This window comes from Micromonospora sp. NPDC049645 (assembly GCF_040675155.1).
GTDB lineage: Bacteria > Actinomycetota > Actinomycetes > Mycobacteriales > Micromonosporaceae > Micromonospora.
Window position 1 is genome coordinate 683,450 of record NZ_JBFAOI010000001.1, and the last position, 17,221, is coordinate 700,670.

Here is a 17,221-nt window from a genome sequence, read left to right on the forward strand (position 1 = left end):
AAGCCCATGATCCTGGTCACAGTCTTCTGGGGTCCGGCCGACGCGCACTGGGGGGGAAGACGGTGAGCACCGTCACGCTCAAGGATGTGAGCAAGGTTTTCCGGGACGGCACGTTGGCCGTCGACAGCATCAACCTCGATGTCAACGACGGCGAGTTCATGGTGCTGCTCGGGCCGTCCGGGTGCGGCAAGTCGACGGTGCTCCGCATGATCGCCGGCTTGGAGGACCCGACCAGTGGCGCGGTCATGCTCGACGGTGAGTTGGCGAACGACCTGCCTCCCCGGGACCGCAAGATCGCCATGGTCTTCCAGGATTTCGCCCTCTACCCGCACATGACCGTCGGCGACAACATCGCGTTTCCGCTGCGGCTGGCCGGGATCGAGCCCGAGCCGAGGGGCGAGCGGGTCAGTGACGTGGCGAGCGCGCTGGGCATCGGTGACGTGCTGGCCCGCAAGCCCGGTCAGCTCTCCGGCGGGCAGCGGCAGCGGGTGGCGATGGGCCGGGCGATCGTCCGTCGACCCGGTCTGTTCCTCATGGACGAGCCCCTCTCCAACCTGGACAGCGGCCTCCGTGCCGAGCTGCGCGCGGAGATCTCGGGCCTGACCCGGGAGCTGGGCGTCACCACCGTCTACGTCACCCACGACCAGGCCGAGGCGCTGACCATGGCCGACCGGGTGGCCATCATGCGCCGCGGCGTGCTCCAGGACGTCGGCACACCCACCCAGGTGTACGGCCGGCCGGCGACGCTCTACGTGGCGGCGTTCCTGGGCAGCCCACGGATGAACCTGCTGGAAGCGTCGGTCTACGTCCACCTCGACCGGTACGTCACGCTCAACCTCGGCGACCAGTCGCTCTACCTGCCCTGGAACGACATCCGCAGTCGGGCCGTGGCGCACTACCACGGTGAGCGGATCGTGGTCGGCATGCGAGCCGAGGCGCTCACCCCGGTCGCCCCGGACAGCCCCGGCGACGTGCTGCGTGGGCGGATCCGCTACCTGGAGCACCACGGGCACGAGTCGTTGGCGTTCCTCGACATCGGCGCCACCGCGATCGTGGTCGACGAGATGGGCGCGCCGCTGGACCCGCCACCTGTCGGTCAGCGCGGCCTGCGCCGGTTCGGCTCGGTGATGCAGCGCCTCACCGGCAAGCCGGTGGAGGAGCAGAACCGGCCGGTCGGTAACACCCAGACCAGCGTGCTTCCCGATCCGGGCCGGCACCACCGTCGCCCGGCGGAGCTGGCGGTGCGGTTGGCGCCGTACCCGGCGGTCAGCGCCGGTCACCCACTCGCCGTCTCGGTTCGGATGGACGCGCTGCACTTCTTCGACGAGCGCGGCGACCGGATCGACGTGGGTTGGCGCTGACCACTCCCGGGGAGCGGGGTAGCGGGCCTGCCATCCGTTGCCCTACGGTCTGCGCACCCAGTCCACAGTGAACGATCACCGAGAGGGGTGCACCCGTGTCGGGTGACGTACCCAGCCCACTTGTCATCGAGCGCATCCTGCGCGACCGTGAGGGCATCTGGCAGCAGATCGTGGCCGAGCGCGACCTGAATGCCCTGACCGGACGGATGCTGGCCAGCTCCGCCATCGCGTTGGCCTGCTACGGCGCGGTGCTGGGCTTCTTCCACAGCCCGCTGATGGCGCTGACCTCGGCGCTGAAGCTGCCACTGCTGTTCCTCGTCACACTGGCCATCTGCCTGCCCACGCTCTACCTGTTCAATCTGGTGTTCGGCGCCCGGCTCTCGGTGCGGCAGTCGCTGGCGCTGGTGATGGTCGCGATCACGGTCACCGCGATGCTCGCGGTGGCGTTCGCGCCGATCAGCCTCTTCTTTCTGATCACCGCGCCCGACTACGGGTTCTTCAAGCTGCTCAACGTGGCGATCCTGACCCTGTCCGCGCTGGTCGGTCTGCGCTTCCTGACCAGCGGGATGCAGGTGCTCAACGACCACGGTCTGCTCGCGCCGGACACCGCCAGAGCCCAGACCAACGCCCAGGCTCCGGTGTCGGCTGTGCCGGCCGTGCCGGCTGTGTCGGACGTGCCGCCCGTCGGCGCCGCGCCGAGCGCCGAGCCGGTCGCCGTGCCGGCCGGAGCCGCGGCGGTCGAGTCGACCGCGAACGGTGCGGTGACCACCGCGCCGGCGCCGACGCACGTCGCGCAGCAGTGGAGCGGCCAGCCGGACGGCAGCAGCTCGTTCCCGCCCGGCATGCTGCACCCCGGCCAGCAGCGCCCGTGGGGTGAGCGCCCGATCCGCCCGGGCCAGCCGACCCAGCGGCCGGCCAGCATGAACCTGCTCTACATCTGGATCCTGCTCTTCGGCTTCGTCGGCACCCAGCTGGGCTGGACGCTACGCCCGTTCTTCGGTGACCCGGGCCAGGACTTTTCCTTCTTCCGCAGCATCGACGGCAACTTCTACGCGGAGATCCTGCGGACGATCGCCCACCTCTGACGCCGACGCCGGGACGGCGCCGGTTGCGCTGCGCCGTCCGGCCGGTGTCCTGATCTTCAGGTAGCGGTTGACGAGCCGCTGGGCCGGCCGCTCCCAGAGGAAGTGGCACCCGGCCGCGACGAGGGTGATGACCGCGACGAGCAGGGTCAGCTTGGCGAGGTAGGCCGGAAGGCTGTCGTTCATCCAGGACGACTCCCCGACCAGTTGCATCAGCGGGCGGTGCACCAGATAGAAGGCGAAGGAGACCTCACCCAGAAAGACGAGCGGCCGGGTGCTGAGAAATCGACTGAGCGCGGACTGCGGATACTGACCCAGCCCGAAGAAGAGCAGTGCTCCAGGAATCATCCACAGCGCGTCGTAGCTGGCGTAGTAGCGGGTCCGGTCCGGCCACGCCATCAGCAGCAGGGTCGCCGCGACGGGAAGCCACGTGAGCAACGGCGACAACACCCGGTCCCGGGTGGCCGACGCCGACCACGACAGTTTGGCCTGCCGCAGGAGCAGCGCCGCCACCATGCCGAGGGTGAAATCCCCGAGTCTGGTCGCCGGCGTGCGGTAGAGCCAACGGTGCGCGCTGAACGGGTTCGTGGCGGGCAGCCCGTTGCGGAAGTGCTGGAACAGCGCCGCGAGGACGAACGCCGCGACTATCGTCGTCACCGCCACGGCGAGGAGAACCCGGGCGTTGTCGGCGATCGGGCGCAGCGCCAGCACCAGCAACGGGAAGCAGGCGTAGAGGAAGAACTCGACGCCGATCGACCAGCCCGGCGCGTTGATGCCGTACGTGACGACGAGCGACGGGTGCCAGGACTGTAGGGCGAGCGCCTGGATGAGGAACCGACTCACGTTGGAGTGGTGGTCCACGGCCAGCCAGACGACGACGAGCACCAGCAGATAGAGCGGATAGACCCGGGCCAGCCGACCGATCAGATAGTTCCAGGTGCTGCGCGGAGTCGGCCGGGTGGCGCTGTCGAAGTAGTTCAACGCGATGACGAAACCCGAGAGGAGAAAGAAGAACGTGACACCGTTGCTGCCTGCTCCCATGACCCGTCGTACCGGATCCGGCAATGACTCGTGCGCTGCCGAGTGATGGAAGAAAACAGCGAGAGCAGCGAACCAGCGCAGGCCGGTCAAGGCGGGAATGCGTAGCTTCGGGGCGGCGGTTGTGGGCGTCGTCGTCATTCGTTCCTCCAGTTCGCCGCCAGGTTATAGCAACTCGGATGGCGGTGGATGCCTGCCGGAGGGGTGCGCAAATTGTGTTTGTTCGCCGACTGTTCACGCGGTACGACTTGCCGCGTTCGGCAATTCTCGGCGGGCCCCGCTTGGGCCTATTGCGGGTAAGTGATCGGATGGCGGATGGCAATTGTTCGGTAAATGAACAATGGGTGGCGCCCGACCCGGTCGGCCGACCTTGCCTGGCAGGTTACCGCCGAGTAACGTCGGGCCATGACCATCGACTCCCGCCAGGTGGCGGCCGGCATGCTGGACCGGGTGCCCTTCGCCCGTACGCTCGGCCTCGAATTCGTCGAGGTGGCCCCGGAAGCGGAGGGCGGCGTGCGGGCGGTGGTCCGGCTGCCCGACTCGCCGGCCACCCACAACCACGTCGGCGGCCCACACGCCGGCGCCATGTTCTCCCTCGGCGAGACGGCCTCCGGCGCGGTCGTGCTGGCCGCCTTCGGGCAACTGCTCGACCGGGCCGTGCCACTGGCCGTCCGGGGCGAGATCGCCTATCGCAAGCTCGCCATGGGTCCGGTGCTGGCCACCGCACGGCTCGGCCGCCCGGCCCACGAAGTGATCGAGGAGTTGGAGGCCGGTCGGCGTCCGGAGTTCCCCGTGCACGTGGAGATCGCCACCGCGGAGGGTAAGCCGACCTCGGCGATGACCGTGATCTGGACGCTGCGACCCAACTGAAGCGCCCGAGGGCGGCGAAATGGGGTTTGCGGGCCCAGCAGGGTGGATAGATTCGTACCGTGCTGGGCCTACCTGCTCACGTGACCGCCTGTCTCTTCGATCTGGACGGTGTGCTGACGCAGACCGCCCGCGTACACAATGCCGCCTGGACGCAGACGTTCGACGAGTTTCTCCGGCAGCGCGCCACGGTCTCCGGTGAGCCGTTCCAACTGTTCGACCCGGGCCCGGACTACAACCGCTACGTCGACGGCCGACCCCGCGCCGACGGCGTCCGGACGTTCCTCGCCTCCCGCGGGATCGTGCTGCCCGAGGGCAGCCCCGACGACCCGCCGGAGGCCGAGACCGTCAACGGCCTGGGCAACCGCAAGAACGTCCTGCTGTTGCACCGCCTGCGCACCGCCGGCGTCGACGTCTACCCGGGCTCCGTGCGGTACCTGAAGGCGGCGACCGAGGCCGGCCTACACCGCGCCGTGGTGACCGCGAGCGCGAACGGGGGCGAGGTGGTCGCCGCCGCCGGGCTGGAAACGCTGCTGCAGGCCCGGGTCGACGGGCTGGTCGCCCGCGCGCAGGGGCTGCGCGGCAAACCACACCCGGACACCTTCCTCGCCGGGGCCACCCTGCTCGGCGTCGACCCGACGCAGGCCGCCGTCTTCGAGGACGCGCTCTCCGGGGTGGCCGCCGGCCGCGCCGGTGGCTTCGGTTACGTGGTCGGCGTCGACCGGGTCGGCCAGGCCGACGAGCTGCTCGCCCACGGCGCCGACATCGTGGTCACCGACCTCGCCGACCTGCTCGACGACGCCGACCCGGCGACCCCCTCCCGCACCGCCGCCCACCACCCGGCCGGCGAACGAGGCCCCGCGTGATCCGGGAGCGGGCCTATCCGGTCGAGCCGTGGCACGTTCGGGAGACCCGGCTGGACATGGACGTGCTGGCCCAGTCGGAGTCCGTCTTCGCGCTCTCCAACGGGCATGTCGGCCTGCGGGGCAACCTCGACGAGGGCGAGCCGCACGGCCTGCCGGGCACCTACCTCAACTCCTTCTACGAGCTGCGACCGCTGCCGTACGCGGAGGCCGGCTACGGCTTCCCCGAGTCCGGGCAGACCATCGTCAACGTCACCAACGGCAAACTGATCCGACTGCTCGTCGACGACGAACCGCTCGACGTGCGCTACGGAGAGCTGTTCGCGCACGAGCGGATCCTCGACCTGCGGGCCGGCACCCTGCACCGGGAGCTGCACTGGCGCTCGCCCGCCGGTCGCGAGGTCAAGGTCCGCAGCACCCGCCTGGTCTCGTTCACCCAGCGGTCGGTGGCCGCCATCAGCTACGAGGTGGAGGCCGTCGACGGCCCACTGCGGCTGATCGTGCAGTCCGAGTTGGTGGCCAACGAGTCGCTGCCCGCACAGAGCAAGGACCCTCGGGTCGCGGCGGTGCTGGAGTCGCCGCTACAGGCCGAGGAGGAGCTGACCACGCCCGACGGGGGGCAGCTGATCCACCGCACCAAGGTCTCCGGTCTGCGGGTCGCCGCCGCCATGGAGCACGAGGTGCACGGCCCGGACCACACCACCATCGAGTCCGAGGGCTACCAGGACTGGGTACGCACCACGATCGCCTGCGTGCTCAAGCCCGGCGAGAAGCTACGGGTGATCAAGTATCTGACGTACAGCTGGTCGAGCCGCCGGTCGCTGCCGGCGCTGCGCGACCAGGTCGGCGCGGCGCTGGCCGGGGCCCGGCTCGACGGCTGGGACGGGCTGCACCGGGAGCAGCGCAACTACCTCGACGCGTTCTGGGACGCGTCCGACGTGCTGGTCGAGGGCGACCCGGAGGTCCAGCAGGCGGTCCGGTTCGGCCTCTTCCACGTCTTGCAGGCCGGCGCGCGGGCCGAGCAGCGGCCGATCTCGGCGAAGGGCCTTACCGGCCCCGGTTACGACGGCCACGCCTTCTGGGACACCGAGATGTTCGTGCTGCCGGTGCTCACGTACACCCAGCCGAGCGCGGTGCGCAGCGCGTTGCAGTGGCGGCACAGCACCCTGGATTCGGCGAAGGAACGGGCCGCGACGCTCAACCTGCGGGGCGCCGCGTTCCCCTGGCGGACCATCGGTGGCCCGGAGTCATCGGGCTACTGGCCGGCGGGCACGGCGGCCTTCCACATCGCGGCCGACATCGCCGACGCCGTGCGCCGCTACGTGATGGTCACCGGCGACACCCAGCTGGAACGGGAGATCGGGCTGGAGTTGCTGGTGGAGACCGCCCGTCTGTGGCGCTCCATCGGCCACCACGACCGGCACGGGCAGTTCCACATCGACGGTGTCACCGGCCCGGACGAGTACACCGCCGTGAAGAACGACAACGTCTACACCAACCTGATGGCCCAGCGGAACCTGCTCGCCGCCGCCGACGTGGTCATGCGGTACCGGGACGAGGCGTTCCACCTCGGGGTCACCGACGAGGAGGCCGCGAGCTGGCGGGACGCCGCCACGTCCATGCACGTCCCGTACGACGATGAACTCGACGTCCACCAACAGGTGGAGGGCTTCACCCGACTTCAGGAATGGGACTTCACGCACACCCCAGCGGAGAAGTACCCGTTGCTGCTGCACTACCCGTACTTCGAGCTGTACCGCAAGCAGGTGGTCAAGCAGTCCGACCTGGTCCTCGCCATGCACTGGCGGGGTGACGCCTTCACCCCCGAGGAGAAGGTGCGCAACTTCCTCTACTACGAACGCCGCACCGTACGCGACTCGTCGTTGTCGGCCTGTACGCAGTCGGTGCTCGCGTCCGAGGTGGGCCACCCGGAGTTGGCGCACACCTACCTGCGCGAGGCCGCGCTGATGGACCTGCACGACCTCAACGAGAACACCCGCGACGGCGTACACATGGCGTCGTTGGCCGGCGCGTGGCTCGCCCTGGTCAGCGGGTTCGGCGGTCTGCGGGACCACGACGGTGAGCTGTCCTTCGCCCCCCGGCTCTCCAGCCGCCTCAACCGGTTGGAGTTCTCGCTCCAGTGGCGGGGGCTGTCGCTGCGGGTGGATGTCCGGCCGCACCAGACGACGTACTCGCTGCGCCACGGCGGCCCGGATGACGTGGTGGAGCTGCGCCACCATGACCAGCTGCTGCGGGTGACCTGCGACGAGCCGGTGACGGTGCCGGTGCCACCGGCCGACCCGTCCGGTCCTCCGCCCGAGCAGCCACCGGGCCGCTCACCGCTGCTGCGGTTGCCGGAGCGGGAACAGTGACGGGCGGGGCGGGAGTGCTCCCGCCCCGCCCGCTCCCGCGGGGAGGTCAGACCGGCTCGCCGGTCCCGGTAGGTCAGATCGGCTCGCCGGTGGACGGCCGCCCGATCGCGTCCCGGGGCGTCGCCGCCTTCGGATCGTCGGGCAGCCGGGCCGAGGCAGCCTGGTCCCCGAAGTCCTGGTCGCCAAAGTCCTGATCGCGCTCGGCGTCCTGTTCGCGCTGGGTCCGCTCGGTCAGCTGCTGCTGCCGGGAAATCTGCTGCTTGGCCATGACGATCCTCGCGATCCGTCGGGGCGCGGCTGCGCCGACACGGTCTGCGGTCGCTCGTCGCGTACCCGACGCCCCCCGGGGCAAACGCGACCCGGCGCGGTCGGCGGCCGGCGTGCGGCGCGGTCGGTGGCCGGGCCGTCGTCGGCGGGCGTGCCGGGCCGCGGGCGGGGTACCCGGACCAGTGGCGAGCACCCGGAGGTGAGGCATGGACGAGCAGCGTGGCACGGTGACCATTGCGGTCGGGGAGGCCCAGCTCCCCGCCGACCTGACACTGCCGGCCCAGCCGGTCGGCGTGGTGCTGTTCGCGCACGGCAGCGGCAGTTCCCGACACAGCCCGCGCAACGTGGCAGTGGCCCGGACGCTGAACGAGCGGGGGCTCGGGACGGTGTTGGCGGATCTGCTCACCCCGGCCGAGGACGAGGTGGACGCCCGCACGGCCGAACTGCGCTTCGACATCGGGCTGCTGGCCAGCCGGCTGGCCGGGATCGTCGACTGGCTGGCGGCCGAGCGCCCCGCCGGTGACGTACCGATCGGCCTGTTCGGCGCCAGCACGGGCGCGGCCGCCGCCCTGGTCGCGGCGTCGACCCGCGCGGACCGGGTGGCTGCCGTGGTCAGCCGAGGCGGCCGACCGGACCTGGCCGAAGACGCGCTGGCCCAGGTGCGTACCCCGACGTTGCTGCTGGTCGGCGGGTTGGACGAGGAAGTGATCACGCTCAACGAGCGGGCGCTGGCCGAGTTGGGGGACATCGGCGAACTGCGGGTGATCCCTGGTGCCACTCATCTGTTCGAGGAGCCCGGCACCCTGGAACAGGTTGCCGACCAGGCCGGCACCTGGTTCACCACGCACCTCAGCCGATGATCACTCCGTCGGCAGCAGGGCCGAGGCCGACCGGCGCTGTTGGACGGTGTCGATGACGCGCCAGAGCACGGCGGTGATCGGAACGCTCACGAAGGCGCCGGCGATCCCCGCGATCAGTGTGCCGGCGGTGACCGCCACCAGGATCACCGCCGGGTGCAGTCGGACCTGCCGCTTCATGACCAACGGCTCCAACAGGTTGCCCTCGATCTGCTGCACGGCGACCACCGCCGCGAGGGTGAGCAGCGCGGTGGTGGGACCGTTCGCGGCCAGCGCCACCAGCACCGCCACCGCGCCGGCCACCGTCGCTCCGATGATCGGCACGAACCCGCCGAGGAACGTGATCAACGCCAGCGGCAGGGCGAGTGGCACCCGCAGCACCACGAGGGCCAGCCCGATGCCCAGCGCGTCGATCGCGGCGATGAACATGGTGCCCCGGCTGTACGCGCCCAACGTCTGCCAACCGGCCCGGCCGGCCTCGGCCAGCACGGGCTGGTTCGGGCCGGACACCCGCGACAGCACCCAGTGCCACATCGACCGGCCATCCTTGAGCAGGAAGAAGAGCAGCACCAGCGCGAGCAACGCGGAGCCGAACACCTCCGTGACCGTCCGGGCGCCGGCCACCGGGTCCGGGGAGCTGCCACCGAAGCCCTGCCGGGCCTGGTCGACCAGCCGGTCCAACTGCGCCTCGCTGACCGGCAGCGTGGACGTCACGAAGTCCCGGCTGCGTTCGACACCCTGCGTCAGCTCCTGGCTGAGCTGGTCGAACTGGCTGGCGGTCAGGTTCCACACCAGGGCGCCGACGCCGACCAGGATGCCGAGCAGCAGCAGTACGGTGCAGAGCGCGGCCAGCGCCGCCGGCAGGCGCAGCCGGCGCAGCAGCAGCAGGACCGGGTCGAGTAGCGCGGTGAGGAAGATGGTGGCGGCCAGCGCGATGGCCAGCGGCGCCAGCAGGACGGCGACCCGACCCAGCAGGTAGAGCCCCGCGGCGATCACCACAAGACAGGCGCTCCACAACACCGCGGTCCGGACCAGCCAGGGCAGCGCCGCCCAGGTCTGGCGCGGCCCGGGGCCGCCTGTCGCGGCGGGGTCCTCTGCGGCCATGTCGGTCCTCCTCGATCTCGACGAGATCGGTACCCGGTCGGTCGTCCGCCGACACCCGTATCGCTGGCCGTCGCCCGCGCGGATCGTACGCCGGCCGGACCGACGTGGGTGGGTGTTCGCGGATCACCACCGGAACGACGGCGTTTGCGCGATCGGGCCGGGGGAACGCGGACGGGACAGACCGGACCGAGGAGGAACGCCGTGGGTGACTTCATGGACAAGGCCAAGGACTTCGCGGACAAGCATGACAAGCAGGTCGACCAGGGCACGCAGAAGGCCGGCGACATGGCCGACAAGCGCACCGGCGGCAAGTACGGCGATCAGATCGACAAGGGCGTGGACCAGGCCCAGGCGCGTACCGGTGAGGGCGACCAGGTCCGCTGATCCGGCACGCCCCCTCCCGGGTCTCCTGAGCCGTCAGCGACCCGGGAGGGGCGTGGCCCGGATGGCGCGCGGGTCAGCGCTGGTGCTTGTCGCGTAGCTGGTCCATCGAGGTGGGCCGGCCGCTCAACGCGTCGCGCAGCCGGTCGACCAGACCGATGCCGGGGGCGAGCAGCTTGTTCGCCGGCGGGTGCTCCGGGCCCGCCGGGTGTGGGCGGGTCGGCCCGATCTCCTTGATCGCCGTTACCTTGGCGGCGATCTCGACCAGTTCCTCCCGGGCCGTCGCCGCGCGCAGCCGGGGGAAGAGCTCCTTCTCCTCTTCCGTGACGTGCTGTCGCACGGTGCTGGTCAGCTGGGCGAGCAGCTCCTCGAAGCGGGGGTCGGACGGGTCGACGGACTCCAGCTCCTTCATGGTCCGCTCGGCGTCGGCGTGCTCGGCGACCTCCCGGTCGGCGATCTCGTCGCCGTCGGGCAGCACCTCGCGGGCGACCGGATAGACGTACGCCTCCTCCGCCACCGAGTGACGGACGAGTTCGGCGACCACCACGTCGACGAGGTGGCGGCGGTGCTCGGGGGTGCCCTGCCGGGTCTCCAACTCGACGAGGACTGCCTCGACCTCGCGGTGGTCGGCGACCAGGATGTCGACGACGTCCTGGTCGTCGGTGTTCTGCGGTGTGGTCATCTCACGGCCCCTTACCGGTTGCGGATCGGTGGGAGGTGTGTGGCCCTGGTACCCCCACGGGGCTGCACAAACCCATGGTCGACGATGTGTTCGGCGGGGTGCGTGGTGCCCACGGTGCCCCTGGTGCCGGTCCGCCACGATTGCCGCGCCGTCGCCGGGGTAACCGCCGCCATGGCCGACGACCGCCCATCCGCCGAGCGCGACCGGTCGCGACTCGACGAGACCGCCGAGCGGGCGGTCCGACAGGTGCGGCACCGGGGCGGACAGGCCGGCCGGATCCGGGCCCGGCAGTGGGAGGTCACCCTGGTGATCTCCATCCAGTCCGGGCTGGCCGCGGCGATCGCCGCCCTCATCGCCCAGAATCTGCTCGGCCCCGGAGCGCACGTCTTCGCCCCCGCCGCCGCCGTCGGTACGATCGCCACCGCCATCGGTACCCGAGCCCGGCGCACCTTCGAACTGCTGGGCGGGGTGTCCCTGGGCATCATCATCGGCGACACGTTGCGGTTCCTGCTCGGCTCGGGCCCGTGGCAGACCGGCGCGGTGGTCGCACTTGCCATCGCCGTCGCGTTGCTGGTGGCCGGGCGGGGAGGCGCGCTGGTCGGCCAGGCCGGCGGTACCGCCGTACTGATCTCCACGCTGGCGCCGATGGAACGTGGTCTGGAGTTGCCCCGGATCTTCGACGCGCTCGTCGGCGGGGCCGTCGGCCTGGTGGTGGTCGCGCTGCTGCTGCCGATCAACCCGCTGCGGGTGCTGGACCGGGCCGCGGCACCGATCTTCGCGATCCTCTGCGAGCAACTCGCCGAGCTGGCGCAGGCGATACGGGAACGTGACGGCGACCGGACCCTGCTGGTCCTGGAGCGGCTCCGCGCCACCGAGGGCGACCTGGGTCGGCTGCACGACGCGCTGAGCGGCGCGGAGGAGGTGGTGACGATCGCCCCGGCGCGCTGGCACCGCCGTCAGCAGTACCACCGGTACGCCCGCAGCGCCGAGCACCTGGAGCGACTACTACTGGACAGTCGCGCCATGGCCCGTTGGTCGTCGACCGCACTCCAGTACGACGAGCCGTTTCCGCGTGAGCTGCCGGAGGCGATAAGCCGGTTGGGTCGGGCGGTCGCGGAGATGCGGACGGAGTGCCGGGTGGGAGACGACCCCCAGCGAACCCGTCGGCTGGTCGAGGAGTGTGCCGAACTGGCCGGGCGAGCGGCGGTCAGCGGGGTCCGCACCTTCGGTGAGTCCCTGGTTACCGGCCTGCGCACCGCGTCCAGCGACCTGCTCCGGGCCACCGGCTGTGACCCCGACCAGGCCAACCGGATGGTGCGTCGGGCGGCCGGCGCCGGTGAGGCCGCAATTCACCCGCCGGTCCGTCGACAACTGCACCGGGCCCGACCGACCCGAGCCACCCGGGCCCGTCGACGCGCACACCTCGCCGCACGGGCCCGTAACGAGGGCCGGGCCGGCCTCCCCGCTCGGGAGAGGCCGGCCCGGTGAACCGTCAGGGTCAGGAGGAGTAACCGCGCTCGGCGATCCAGTTGGCGACCTTCGGCAGACTCATCCAGTACTCACCCAGTGCCGGGTCGGCCGGGTCGGCGACCCGGATGGTGTCGCCACCGTCGCGGTAGCCGACGAGGGTCAGGTAGTGGCCGCCCTCGTACGAGTGCGGGTTGCCGTCGGTGTCCACGGTCGTGCCCTTGATGTTGGCCACCACCGGACGGCCGGCGTCCACCGCGGCCAGCACATCGCGGCGCAGCTGCTCGACCTGGTCCGGGCGGGCCACCGAGTCACGAATCTCGGTCGTCCGGTACTTGCCACCGGTCAGCTGGTTCAACACCCGGGTGGTGTCCAGGGCCGAGGGCGTGCCCGCCTCGGTGGTGCCCAGCAGCGCGGCCACCTCGTCCTGGGAGAGCGCCTTGCCCTGGGCGGACAACGCGATCCGGGTCGCGGCCGGGCCACAGTAGAAGAAGTTCGGCTGAGCCTGGTAGTCGATGTTGAGGATCCGCTCGGCGTGCCGGTCGCTCTGGCTCGACGAGGCCGGGGCGGCCTGCGCCGGGGCGGCCTGCGCGGCCACCGCCGGGCCGAGGGCGCAACCGCCGGCGACCAGCAGGCCGACGACGGACAAACCGCTCTTCTGCACGATCGGGTTCATGGTCGAGTCTCCGTTCGGGGGTTGGCGCCTCCGCAGAGCGGAGGGCGGCAGCACCGGGAATGGCGCTCGGCGCAACACGGGGGCGACGACCATCGGCGGTCTCGGCCCTGGGCGTACCGAGGGCACAACCGCTCTGCTTCGCCGTGAATTCCGCTGGCTGGGTGGGGTGACCAGGCCGCTCAGAGGCTCCCCAGCAACCCCGTGACGGTGATCTCGATGACCACCCGCTCCGGATTCGGGCGCGGTGTCCGATACCGCTCGGCGTACCGGCGCTCCGCCTCCGCCACGGCGGCCGGATCCGACCGCAGCACCGCGCGACCCTCGATGGTCAACCAGCGCCGCCCATCCACGTGGCACACGGCCACCGCCGCGCCGGACGCGCCCGCAGCCGCCACCTGACGGGCCTTCTGAGAGGTGCCGGAGGTGATGACCCGGGCCAGGCCGGCCGCCGGATCGAGAGTCACCCCGACCGGTACGACATGCGGGGTGCCGTCCGCCCGCAGGGTGGTCAGCGTCGCGAGGTGCCGTTCCGCGCAAAAGGCGACAACACGCTCATCGTGCACATCCAACCGATGATCGCTCGCCACGTCCGTCCCCTGTCCGCCGAACCGACCTTGATCATGGCACGCGGCGGCGTACCCGGTCCCGGTCCGGCGGGGTGTCCGGCTGACCCGGCAACTGGCGACCTGCCGCCCGGCGCTGGTGCACCAGTCGGGTGAGGTAGATCAGCGCGGCGGCCAGGACACCCATGTCGTCCAGATAGATCGGGTCCGGCAGCACGTCGACCGGGAAGATCGTGTAGATCAACGCCCCGTAGAAGGCGACCTTGCCGCCCGCCCCGAGCCCGGTCAGCAGCCGTCGCGTACGCACCACCCGCACCGCCAGCACCACGGCACCGACCAGTGTGGCGAGCGCCAGAATGCTGGCGATCACCACGAGGACCCACGCCTGTCGGGACATGCCGTCACGCTAACCCACCCGACGGCGTACGGCTCAGAACGCGGGCACCGTCGCGCGTCCGCGAGCGGTCACCTTGTTCTCCCGGGTCTGCTCGACGTTCTCCCGGGCCTGCCGGCCCGACGGCGCGGCGACCTCGCTGAGCGGCAGCACGGACGCCGACTCGACAGCCCGTCGTCCGGTGGCAGCGTGCGCCTCCTCGCGCAGACTGCGGGCCGCCGCCACGGCCAACTCCGCAGCCCGCCACGCGACCTGCTCCTGCTCGCGGGCCGCCGCGTGCTTCGCCGCCAGGTTGTTCCGGATCGCCCGCTGGAGCACCAACTCCTGCTCGACCGGGTGCAGCCGCGGGTCCCAACCGTCGCGGTGCGCGAAGACGTCGCTGAGCTGCTCCACCGACAGCTCCCGCCGCCAGTAGGCGTCCAGTGCCGTCCGGTGCAGGTAGCGCTCGCGGTCCGCGTACTCGGCGGGGGTCCGCGCGGTGTGCGGCAACGGCATCGCGGCTGCGGCGTCGAGCCGGCGCACGGCCGCCTCGGCCGCCTCGTACGTCCGCCAGGCCGCCTCGACCGCCTCCTGGGCGGCCACCCACTCGGCCCGGCGGCGCTGCGCGGTCGTGGTCGCCCGCTCCGCGGCCACCGCGACCTCCTGGGCGTAGCGGCTCTGCTCCCGTTCCTGCTGGGCCTGCTCGAGTTGGCTCGGCATGGCTGCCCGGCGGATCCGGGCGACCGGGTCGAGGCGAAGCCGGCCGGGCCGCAGCAGGAGAGCGGAGACGACGACTCCGACCACCCCGAGCAGGCTCAGCCAGATGACGGCGGCGCGGGAGAGGTCGGGGAGGACGGCGGAGAGGATGGTTTGCATGATCAGCACCTCGCGGTCGAAGGCGGGTATCGACGGGCGGCAGGAGGACGCGGCACAACGGTCGGCCCGGTGGTGGGGACGTCCGTCGACAGCGACTCAGGTGCGGTGACGGGTCACCCGGGACCGGGCCCCGGGGTTCGCCGGGCCTGGCTCAGCGGACCGGCGGGCCGCGTCGAGCAGGAGTGCCACGGCCGGGATCGCTGGCCGGCGCGTGCCCCGGGCCCACCGCGACCGGACCGGCCGCCCTGGTCGGATCGACCGTGCCAGCTGGCGGGGCGACATTGGGCTGACCGGCCCGCTCGATGGCCGGGCCGGCGTCGGGGCGGACACTGGCCACCCGGCTGCTCACGGCGCTGGGCCGCAGCGGCGTGGGGGCGGGCGGTGGGGTCGCGGCGAGAGCGGCACCGAGGCCGACCGCGAGGACCAGCGCGGTGACCGCCAGGCGGGTCAGTTCCCGCAGGGACCGCAGCACAGCCCAGCGGGCTGGGCGGGCGGAGGCTGCGGACGACACCCGACCAACCTATCGCCCGTCCCGGCGGTCCGCAGCACGGCGACGGACCGCTCCGGCGTGACCGCTACCACCATGAGCACTGTGGACGCCGTCGGTCGACGCCGGAAAAACCGCGGTGCCCCCGACCGGATCAGGTCCGATCGGGGGCACCGCGCGTCGTTCGGGGTGGCGGATCGCGGTCAGTCGCCGGTGCCGAGCACCGGGGGTGCGGCCCTCTCGCCGTCCCGCCACACCATCTCGTCCTCGGTCAACCAGGTCAGCCGCTCGTCGGAGTCGTCGTCCTGCGGTCGACCGTGGCCACCGAGCACACCGGGACGGCCGGCACCGCCACCCCCGCGGACGTTGCCGCCGCCTCCGCTGCGCTGACCGTCGATGCTGCGCCCGATCCCGTTGGCGGCGCGGCTCTCGGCCGGCGGCGCGCCACCGGCCGGGCGAGCCGAGGTGGGGGCCGCGCTGCCCGAGCCCGCGAGCGAGCCGCTGCGCAACACCCCGCCGGCCGGTGCCCCACCCTGCCCCGCGTAGAGCAGACCGGGGCCGGTGCTCGCCCCGGCGGGCGCCGGGGTCGGCCCGGACAGACCGGCCAGCCCGGCCGCGCCCCCGCCGAGCAGCGCGCCGCCGACAAGCGGGTCCGCCCCGGCGAGGGACGTGCCGCTGCCGGGGGTGCCGCTGCCGGTCCCGATCGGAGCGACGCCGACAGCCGGGTTGCCGCCGGTGCCCGAGCCGTCGTCGTCAGGAACCGTGCCGTCGACGGTGCCCGGCGGCGGGGCGACGTGGTCGGGCGTCGAGATCGTCGCGTCACCCTTGCGCGCGGTGGCACTGCCGGTGCGGGGACCGCCGCTGACCCTGGCGATGGCCGAGACGCTCTGTGGCGGCGTCGAATCCTTGCTGACGGTGCTCGGGGTGTCGGGGTCGGGCGGCGGCGGGTCGACCACCCGGTCGTAGGCGGAGATCTCGTAACTGCTGGCCAGACCGGCCACCAGGTTCACCATCCGCTGGTGGGCCTTCTCCTGCTCCGCCTTGTCCTGCTGGTGACCCGCGATGCCCCCGACGATGGCACCGGTCAGACCGAAGGTGGCGGCACCCTTGATCGCGCCACCGATCAACTGATCGTTGTCGTCGGTCTCCTCCGGGCTCTCCGCCTGCTTGTGGGCCGCACGCAGATGGTCGGCCATCATGGTCAACCCCTGCTTGATGCCGGCCATCCCCTCGCCCAACGCGTCGCTGTGCGCGACGATCAGGCTGAGTCGCCGATGGAACTCCCGACCGGCCGAACCCGTCCAGGTGTTGGAGAGCTTCTCCAGGTCGCCGCTCAACTCCCGGCCGAGACCGTCGAGGATGCCCTTGAGCTCGGCCCACTGGGTGGCCACGCCCTCGATCTGCTCCGGTTTGCCCGCCATCAGGCCGTCGTACAGTTGCTGGTGGCTGCTGCCCTGGTAGCGCTGGGTGTATTCAGACACGCCCGTCCTCCTTCGGCTGCAACGCCCGGTCGACCGGGGTCAGCGCGGCGGTGACATCGTCGGCGTTGGCCGCGTTACGCGCCTCGGCGGTGCGGTAATTGCTCAGGATCGTGCTGGTCGCCTGCTGCGCCGCCAGCACCGCCTGCCGAATCCGCTCGGCCTGGTCGACATAGGACTGGTGGACGTCGCTGTAGCGACGCGCCTGGTCAGTGGCGTCGAAGAACGAGCCAAGCGCCGGAGGGCGGCACTGCATCTCAGTGTTGAGTTTGCGCAGCACCGACTCGGCCTGGCTCAACCGCGACGCCAGGTGCTCGTGGAAGTCCTCAAGGGACAACAGGTCGACTTCCGTACGCCCGGCCATGGCAACATCCCCGTCGTTCTGGTTGACAACCGTCAGCGACAACCAGGTTAGTCCAACCGTGCG

Annotated in this window: 19 protein-coding genes; 8 read left to right on the forward strand and 11 right to left on the reverse strand. The window is 71.6% G+C overall.

What is annotated here, in order from left to right:
• Positions 1-62 precede the first annotated feature (62 nt).
• Complete coding sequence (locus AB0J33_RS03260; protein WP_363609293.1) at positions 63-1,361, forward strand: ABC transporter ATP-binding protein; 1,299 nt, start codon at positions 63-65, stop codon at positions 1,359-1,361.
• Between the two features lie 95 nt (positions 1,362-1,456).
• Positions 1,457-2,446: a hypothetical protein gene (locus AB0J33_RS03265; protein WP_363609295.1), complete on the forward strand. Its 990-nt coding sequence runs from the start codon at positions 1,457-1,459 to the stop codon at positions 2,444-2,446.
• Here the strand turns inward: AB0J33_RS03265 and AB0J33_RS03270 are convergent.
• A complete protein-coding gene (locus tag AB0J33_RS03270) occupies positions 2,345-3,622 on the reverse strand; it encodes an acyltransferase (RefSeq protein ID WP_363609297.1) in 1,278 nt (425 codons plus the stop codon). The two genes, AB0J33_RS03265 and AB0J33_RS03270, sit on opposite strands and share 102 nt — an antisense overlap.
• A 264-nt stretch (positions 3,623-3,886) precedes the next feature.
• On the opposite strand from AB0J33_RS03270, the gene AB0J33_RS03275 reads away from it, so the two are divergent.
• Genes AB0J33_RS03275 through AB0J33_RS03285 form a run of 3 tightly spaced genes read left to right on the forward strand, consistent with a single transcriptional unit; the run spans position 3,887 to position 7,583 of the window.
• Positions 3,887-4,351 carry a DUF4442 domain-containing protein gene (locus AB0J33_RS03275; RefSeq protein ID WP_363609299.1) on the forward strand — a complete coding sequence of 155 codons (465 nt, stop codon included), beginning with the start codon at positions 3,887-3,889 and terminating at the stop codon, positions 4,349-4,351.
• Positions 4,352-4,410: 59 nt separating this feature from the next.
• Positions 4,411-5,214, forward strand: coding sequence for a beta-phosphoglucomutase family hydrolase (locus AB0J33_RS03280; RefSeq protein ID WP_363609301.1), 804 nt, complete (start codon positions 4,411-4,413; stop codon positions 5,212-5,214).
• Positions 5,211-7,583, forward strand: a complete 2,373-nt coding sequence (locus tag AB0J33_RS03285; protein ID WP_363609303.1) for a glycoside hydrolase family 65 protein — start codon at positions 5,211-5,213, stop codon at positions 7,581-7,583. Before AB0J33_RS03280 ends, AB0J33_RS03285 begins: the two co-directional genes overlap by 4 nt.
• Positions 7,584-7,656: 73 nt before the next feature.
• On the opposite strand, the gene AB0J33_RS03290 is transcribed toward AB0J33_RS03285, so the two are convergent.
• The gene (locus AB0J33_RS03290; protein ID WP_363609305.1) at positions 7,657-7,851 is read right to left on the reverse strand and encodes a hypothetical protein; all 195 of its coding nucleotides are present in this window, start codon (positions 7,849-7,851) and stop codon (positions 7,657-7,659) included.
• Between the two features lie 205 nt (positions 7,852-8,056).
• On the opposite strand from AB0J33_RS03290, the gene AB0J33_RS03295 reads away from it, so the two are divergent.
• Positions 8,057-8,710, forward strand: a complete 654-nt coding sequence (locus AB0J33_RS03295) for an alpha/beta fold hydrolase (RefSeq protein ID WP_363609307.1) — start codon at positions 8,057-8,059, stop codon at positions 8,708-8,710.
• Here AB0J33_RS03295 and AB0J33_RS03300 read toward each other — a convergent pair whose 3' ends face one another.
• Complete coding sequence (locus AB0J33_RS03300; RefSeq protein WP_363609309.1) at positions 8,711-9,811, reverse strand: AI-2E family transporter; 1,101 nt, start codon at positions 9,809-9,811, stop codon at positions 8,711-8,713.
• A gap of 201 nt (positions 9,812-10,012) precedes the next feature.
• Between AB0J33_RS03300 and AB0J33_RS03305 the strand changes: the two genes are divergently transcribed.
• The gene (locus tag AB0J33_RS03305; protein WP_363609311.1) at positions 10,013-10,195 is read left to right on the forward strand and encodes an antitoxin; all 183 of its coding nucleotides are present in this window, start codon (positions 10,013-10,015) and stop codon (positions 10,193-10,195) included.
• Between the two features lie 73 nt (positions 10,196-10,268).
• Here the strand turns inward: AB0J33_RS03305 and AB0J33_RS03310 are convergent, their stop codons facing one another.
• Positions 10,269-10,874, reverse strand: a complete 606-nt coding sequence (locus tag AB0J33_RS03310; RefSeq protein ID WP_363609313.1) for a hemerythrin domain-containing protein — start codon at positions 10,872-10,874, stop codon at positions 10,269-10,271.
• Positions 10,875-10,979: 105 nt separating this feature from the next.
• On the opposite strand from AB0J33_RS03310, the gene AB0J33_RS03315 reads away from it, so the two are divergent.
• Positions 10,980-12,362: an FUSC family protein gene (locus tag AB0J33_RS03315; RefSeq protein WP_363609315.1), complete on the forward strand. Its 1,383-nt coding sequence runs from the start codon at positions 10,980-10,982 to the stop codon at positions 12,360-12,362.
• Between the two features lie 10 nt (positions 12,363-12,372).
• Here AB0J33_RS03315 and AB0J33_RS03320 read toward each other — a convergent pair whose 3' ends face one another.
• From AB0J33_RS03320 to AB0J33_RS03350, 7 genes are all read right to left on the reverse strand, one after another.
• Positions 12,373-13,017 carry a C39 family peptidase gene (locus AB0J33_RS03320; protein ID WP_363609317.1) on the reverse strand — a complete coding sequence of 215 codons (645 nt, stop codon included), beginning with the start codon at positions 13,015-13,017 and terminating at the stop codon, positions 12,373-12,375.
• Positions 13,018-13,196: 179 nt separating this feature from the next.
• A complete protein-coding gene (locus AB0J33_RS03325) occupies positions 13,197-13,604 on the reverse strand; it encodes a TIGR03618 family F420-dependent PPOX class oxidoreductase (protein ID WP_363609319.1) in 408 nt (135 codons plus the stop codon).
• A gap of 31 nt (positions 13,605-13,635) precedes the next feature.
• Positions 13,636-13,977: a YkvA family protein gene (locus AB0J33_RS03330; protein ID WP_363609321.1), complete on the reverse strand. Its 342-nt coding sequence runs from the start codon at positions 13,975-13,977 to the stop codon at positions 13,636-13,638.
• A gap of 33 nt (positions 13,978-14,010) precedes the next feature.
• Positions 14,011-14,829, reverse strand: a complete 819-nt coding sequence (locus AB0J33_RS03335) for a hypothetical protein (protein WP_363609323.1) — start codon at positions 14,827-14,829, stop codon at positions 14,011-14,013.
• A 151-nt stretch (positions 14,830-14,980) separates the two neighbouring features.
• Positions 14,981-15,340: a hypothetical protein gene (locus tag AB0J33_RS03340; protein ID WP_363609325.1), complete on the reverse strand. Its 360-nt coding sequence runs from the start codon at positions 15,338-15,340 to the stop codon at positions 14,981-14,983.
• Positions 15,341-15,519: 179 nt separating this feature from the next.
• Entirely contained in the window at positions 15,520-16,797 is a 1,278-nt protein-coding gene (locus AB0J33_RS03345; RefSeq protein WP_363609327.1) for a hypothetical protein, read from the reverse strand.
• Positions 16,790-17,158: a hypothetical protein gene (locus tag AB0J33_RS03350; RefSeq protein ID WP_363609329.1), complete on the reverse strand. Its 369-nt coding sequence runs from the start codon at positions 17,156-17,158 to the stop codon at positions 16,790-16,792. Before AB0J33_RS03350 ends, AB0J33_RS03345 begins: the two co-directional genes overlap by 8 nt.
• Positions 17,159-17,221 lie beyond the last annotated feature (63 nt).

What these genes read in the sequence shown, in the direction of transcription:
- AB0J33_RS03270 (WP_363609297.1), bottom strand. Translation starts at nt 3,622, where the DNA reads ATGACGACGACGCCCACAACCGCCGCCCCGAAGCTACGCATTCCCGCC.
- AB0J33_RS03275 (WP_363609299.1), top strand. Translation starts at nt 3,887, where the DNA reads ATGACCATCGACTCCCGCCAGGTGGCGGCCGGCATGCTGGACCGGGTG.
- AB0J33_RS03290 (WP_363609305.1), bottom strand. Translation starts at nt 7,851, where the DNA reads ATGGCCAAGCAGCAGATTTCCCGGCAGCAGCAGCTGACCGAGCGGACC.
- AB0J33_RS03295 (WP_363609307.1), top strand. Translation starts at nt 8,057, where the DNA reads ATGGACGAGCAGCGTGGCACGGTGACCATTGCGGTCGGGGAGGCCCAG.
- AB0J33_RS03300 (WP_363609309.1), bottom strand. Translation starts at nt 9,811, where the DNA reads ATGGCCGCAGAGGACCCCGCCGCGACAGGCGGCCCCGGGCCGCGCCAG.
- AB0J33_RS03310 (WP_363609313.1), bottom strand. Translation starts at nt 10,874, where the DNA reads ATGACCACACCGCAGAACACCGACGACCAGGACGTCGTCGACATCCTG.
- AB0J33_RS03320 (WP_363609317.1), bottom strand. Translation starts at nt 13,017, where the DNA reads ATGAACCCGATCGTGCAGAAGAGCGGTTTGTCCGTCGTCGGCCTGCTG.
- AB0J33_RS03330 (WP_363609321.1), bottom strand. Translation starts at nt 13,977, where the DNA reads ATGTCCCGACAGGCGTGGGTCCTCGTGGTGATCGCCAGCATTCTGGCG.
- AB0J33_RS03335 (WP_363609323.1), bottom strand. Translation starts at nt 14,829, where the DNA reads ATGCAAACCATCCTCTCCGCCGTCCTCCCCGACCTCTCCCGCGCCGCC.
- AB0J33_RS03350 (WP_363609329.1), bottom strand. Translation starts at nt 17,158, where the DNA reads ATGGCCGGGCGTACGGAAGTCGACCTGTTGTCCCTTGAGGACTTCCAC.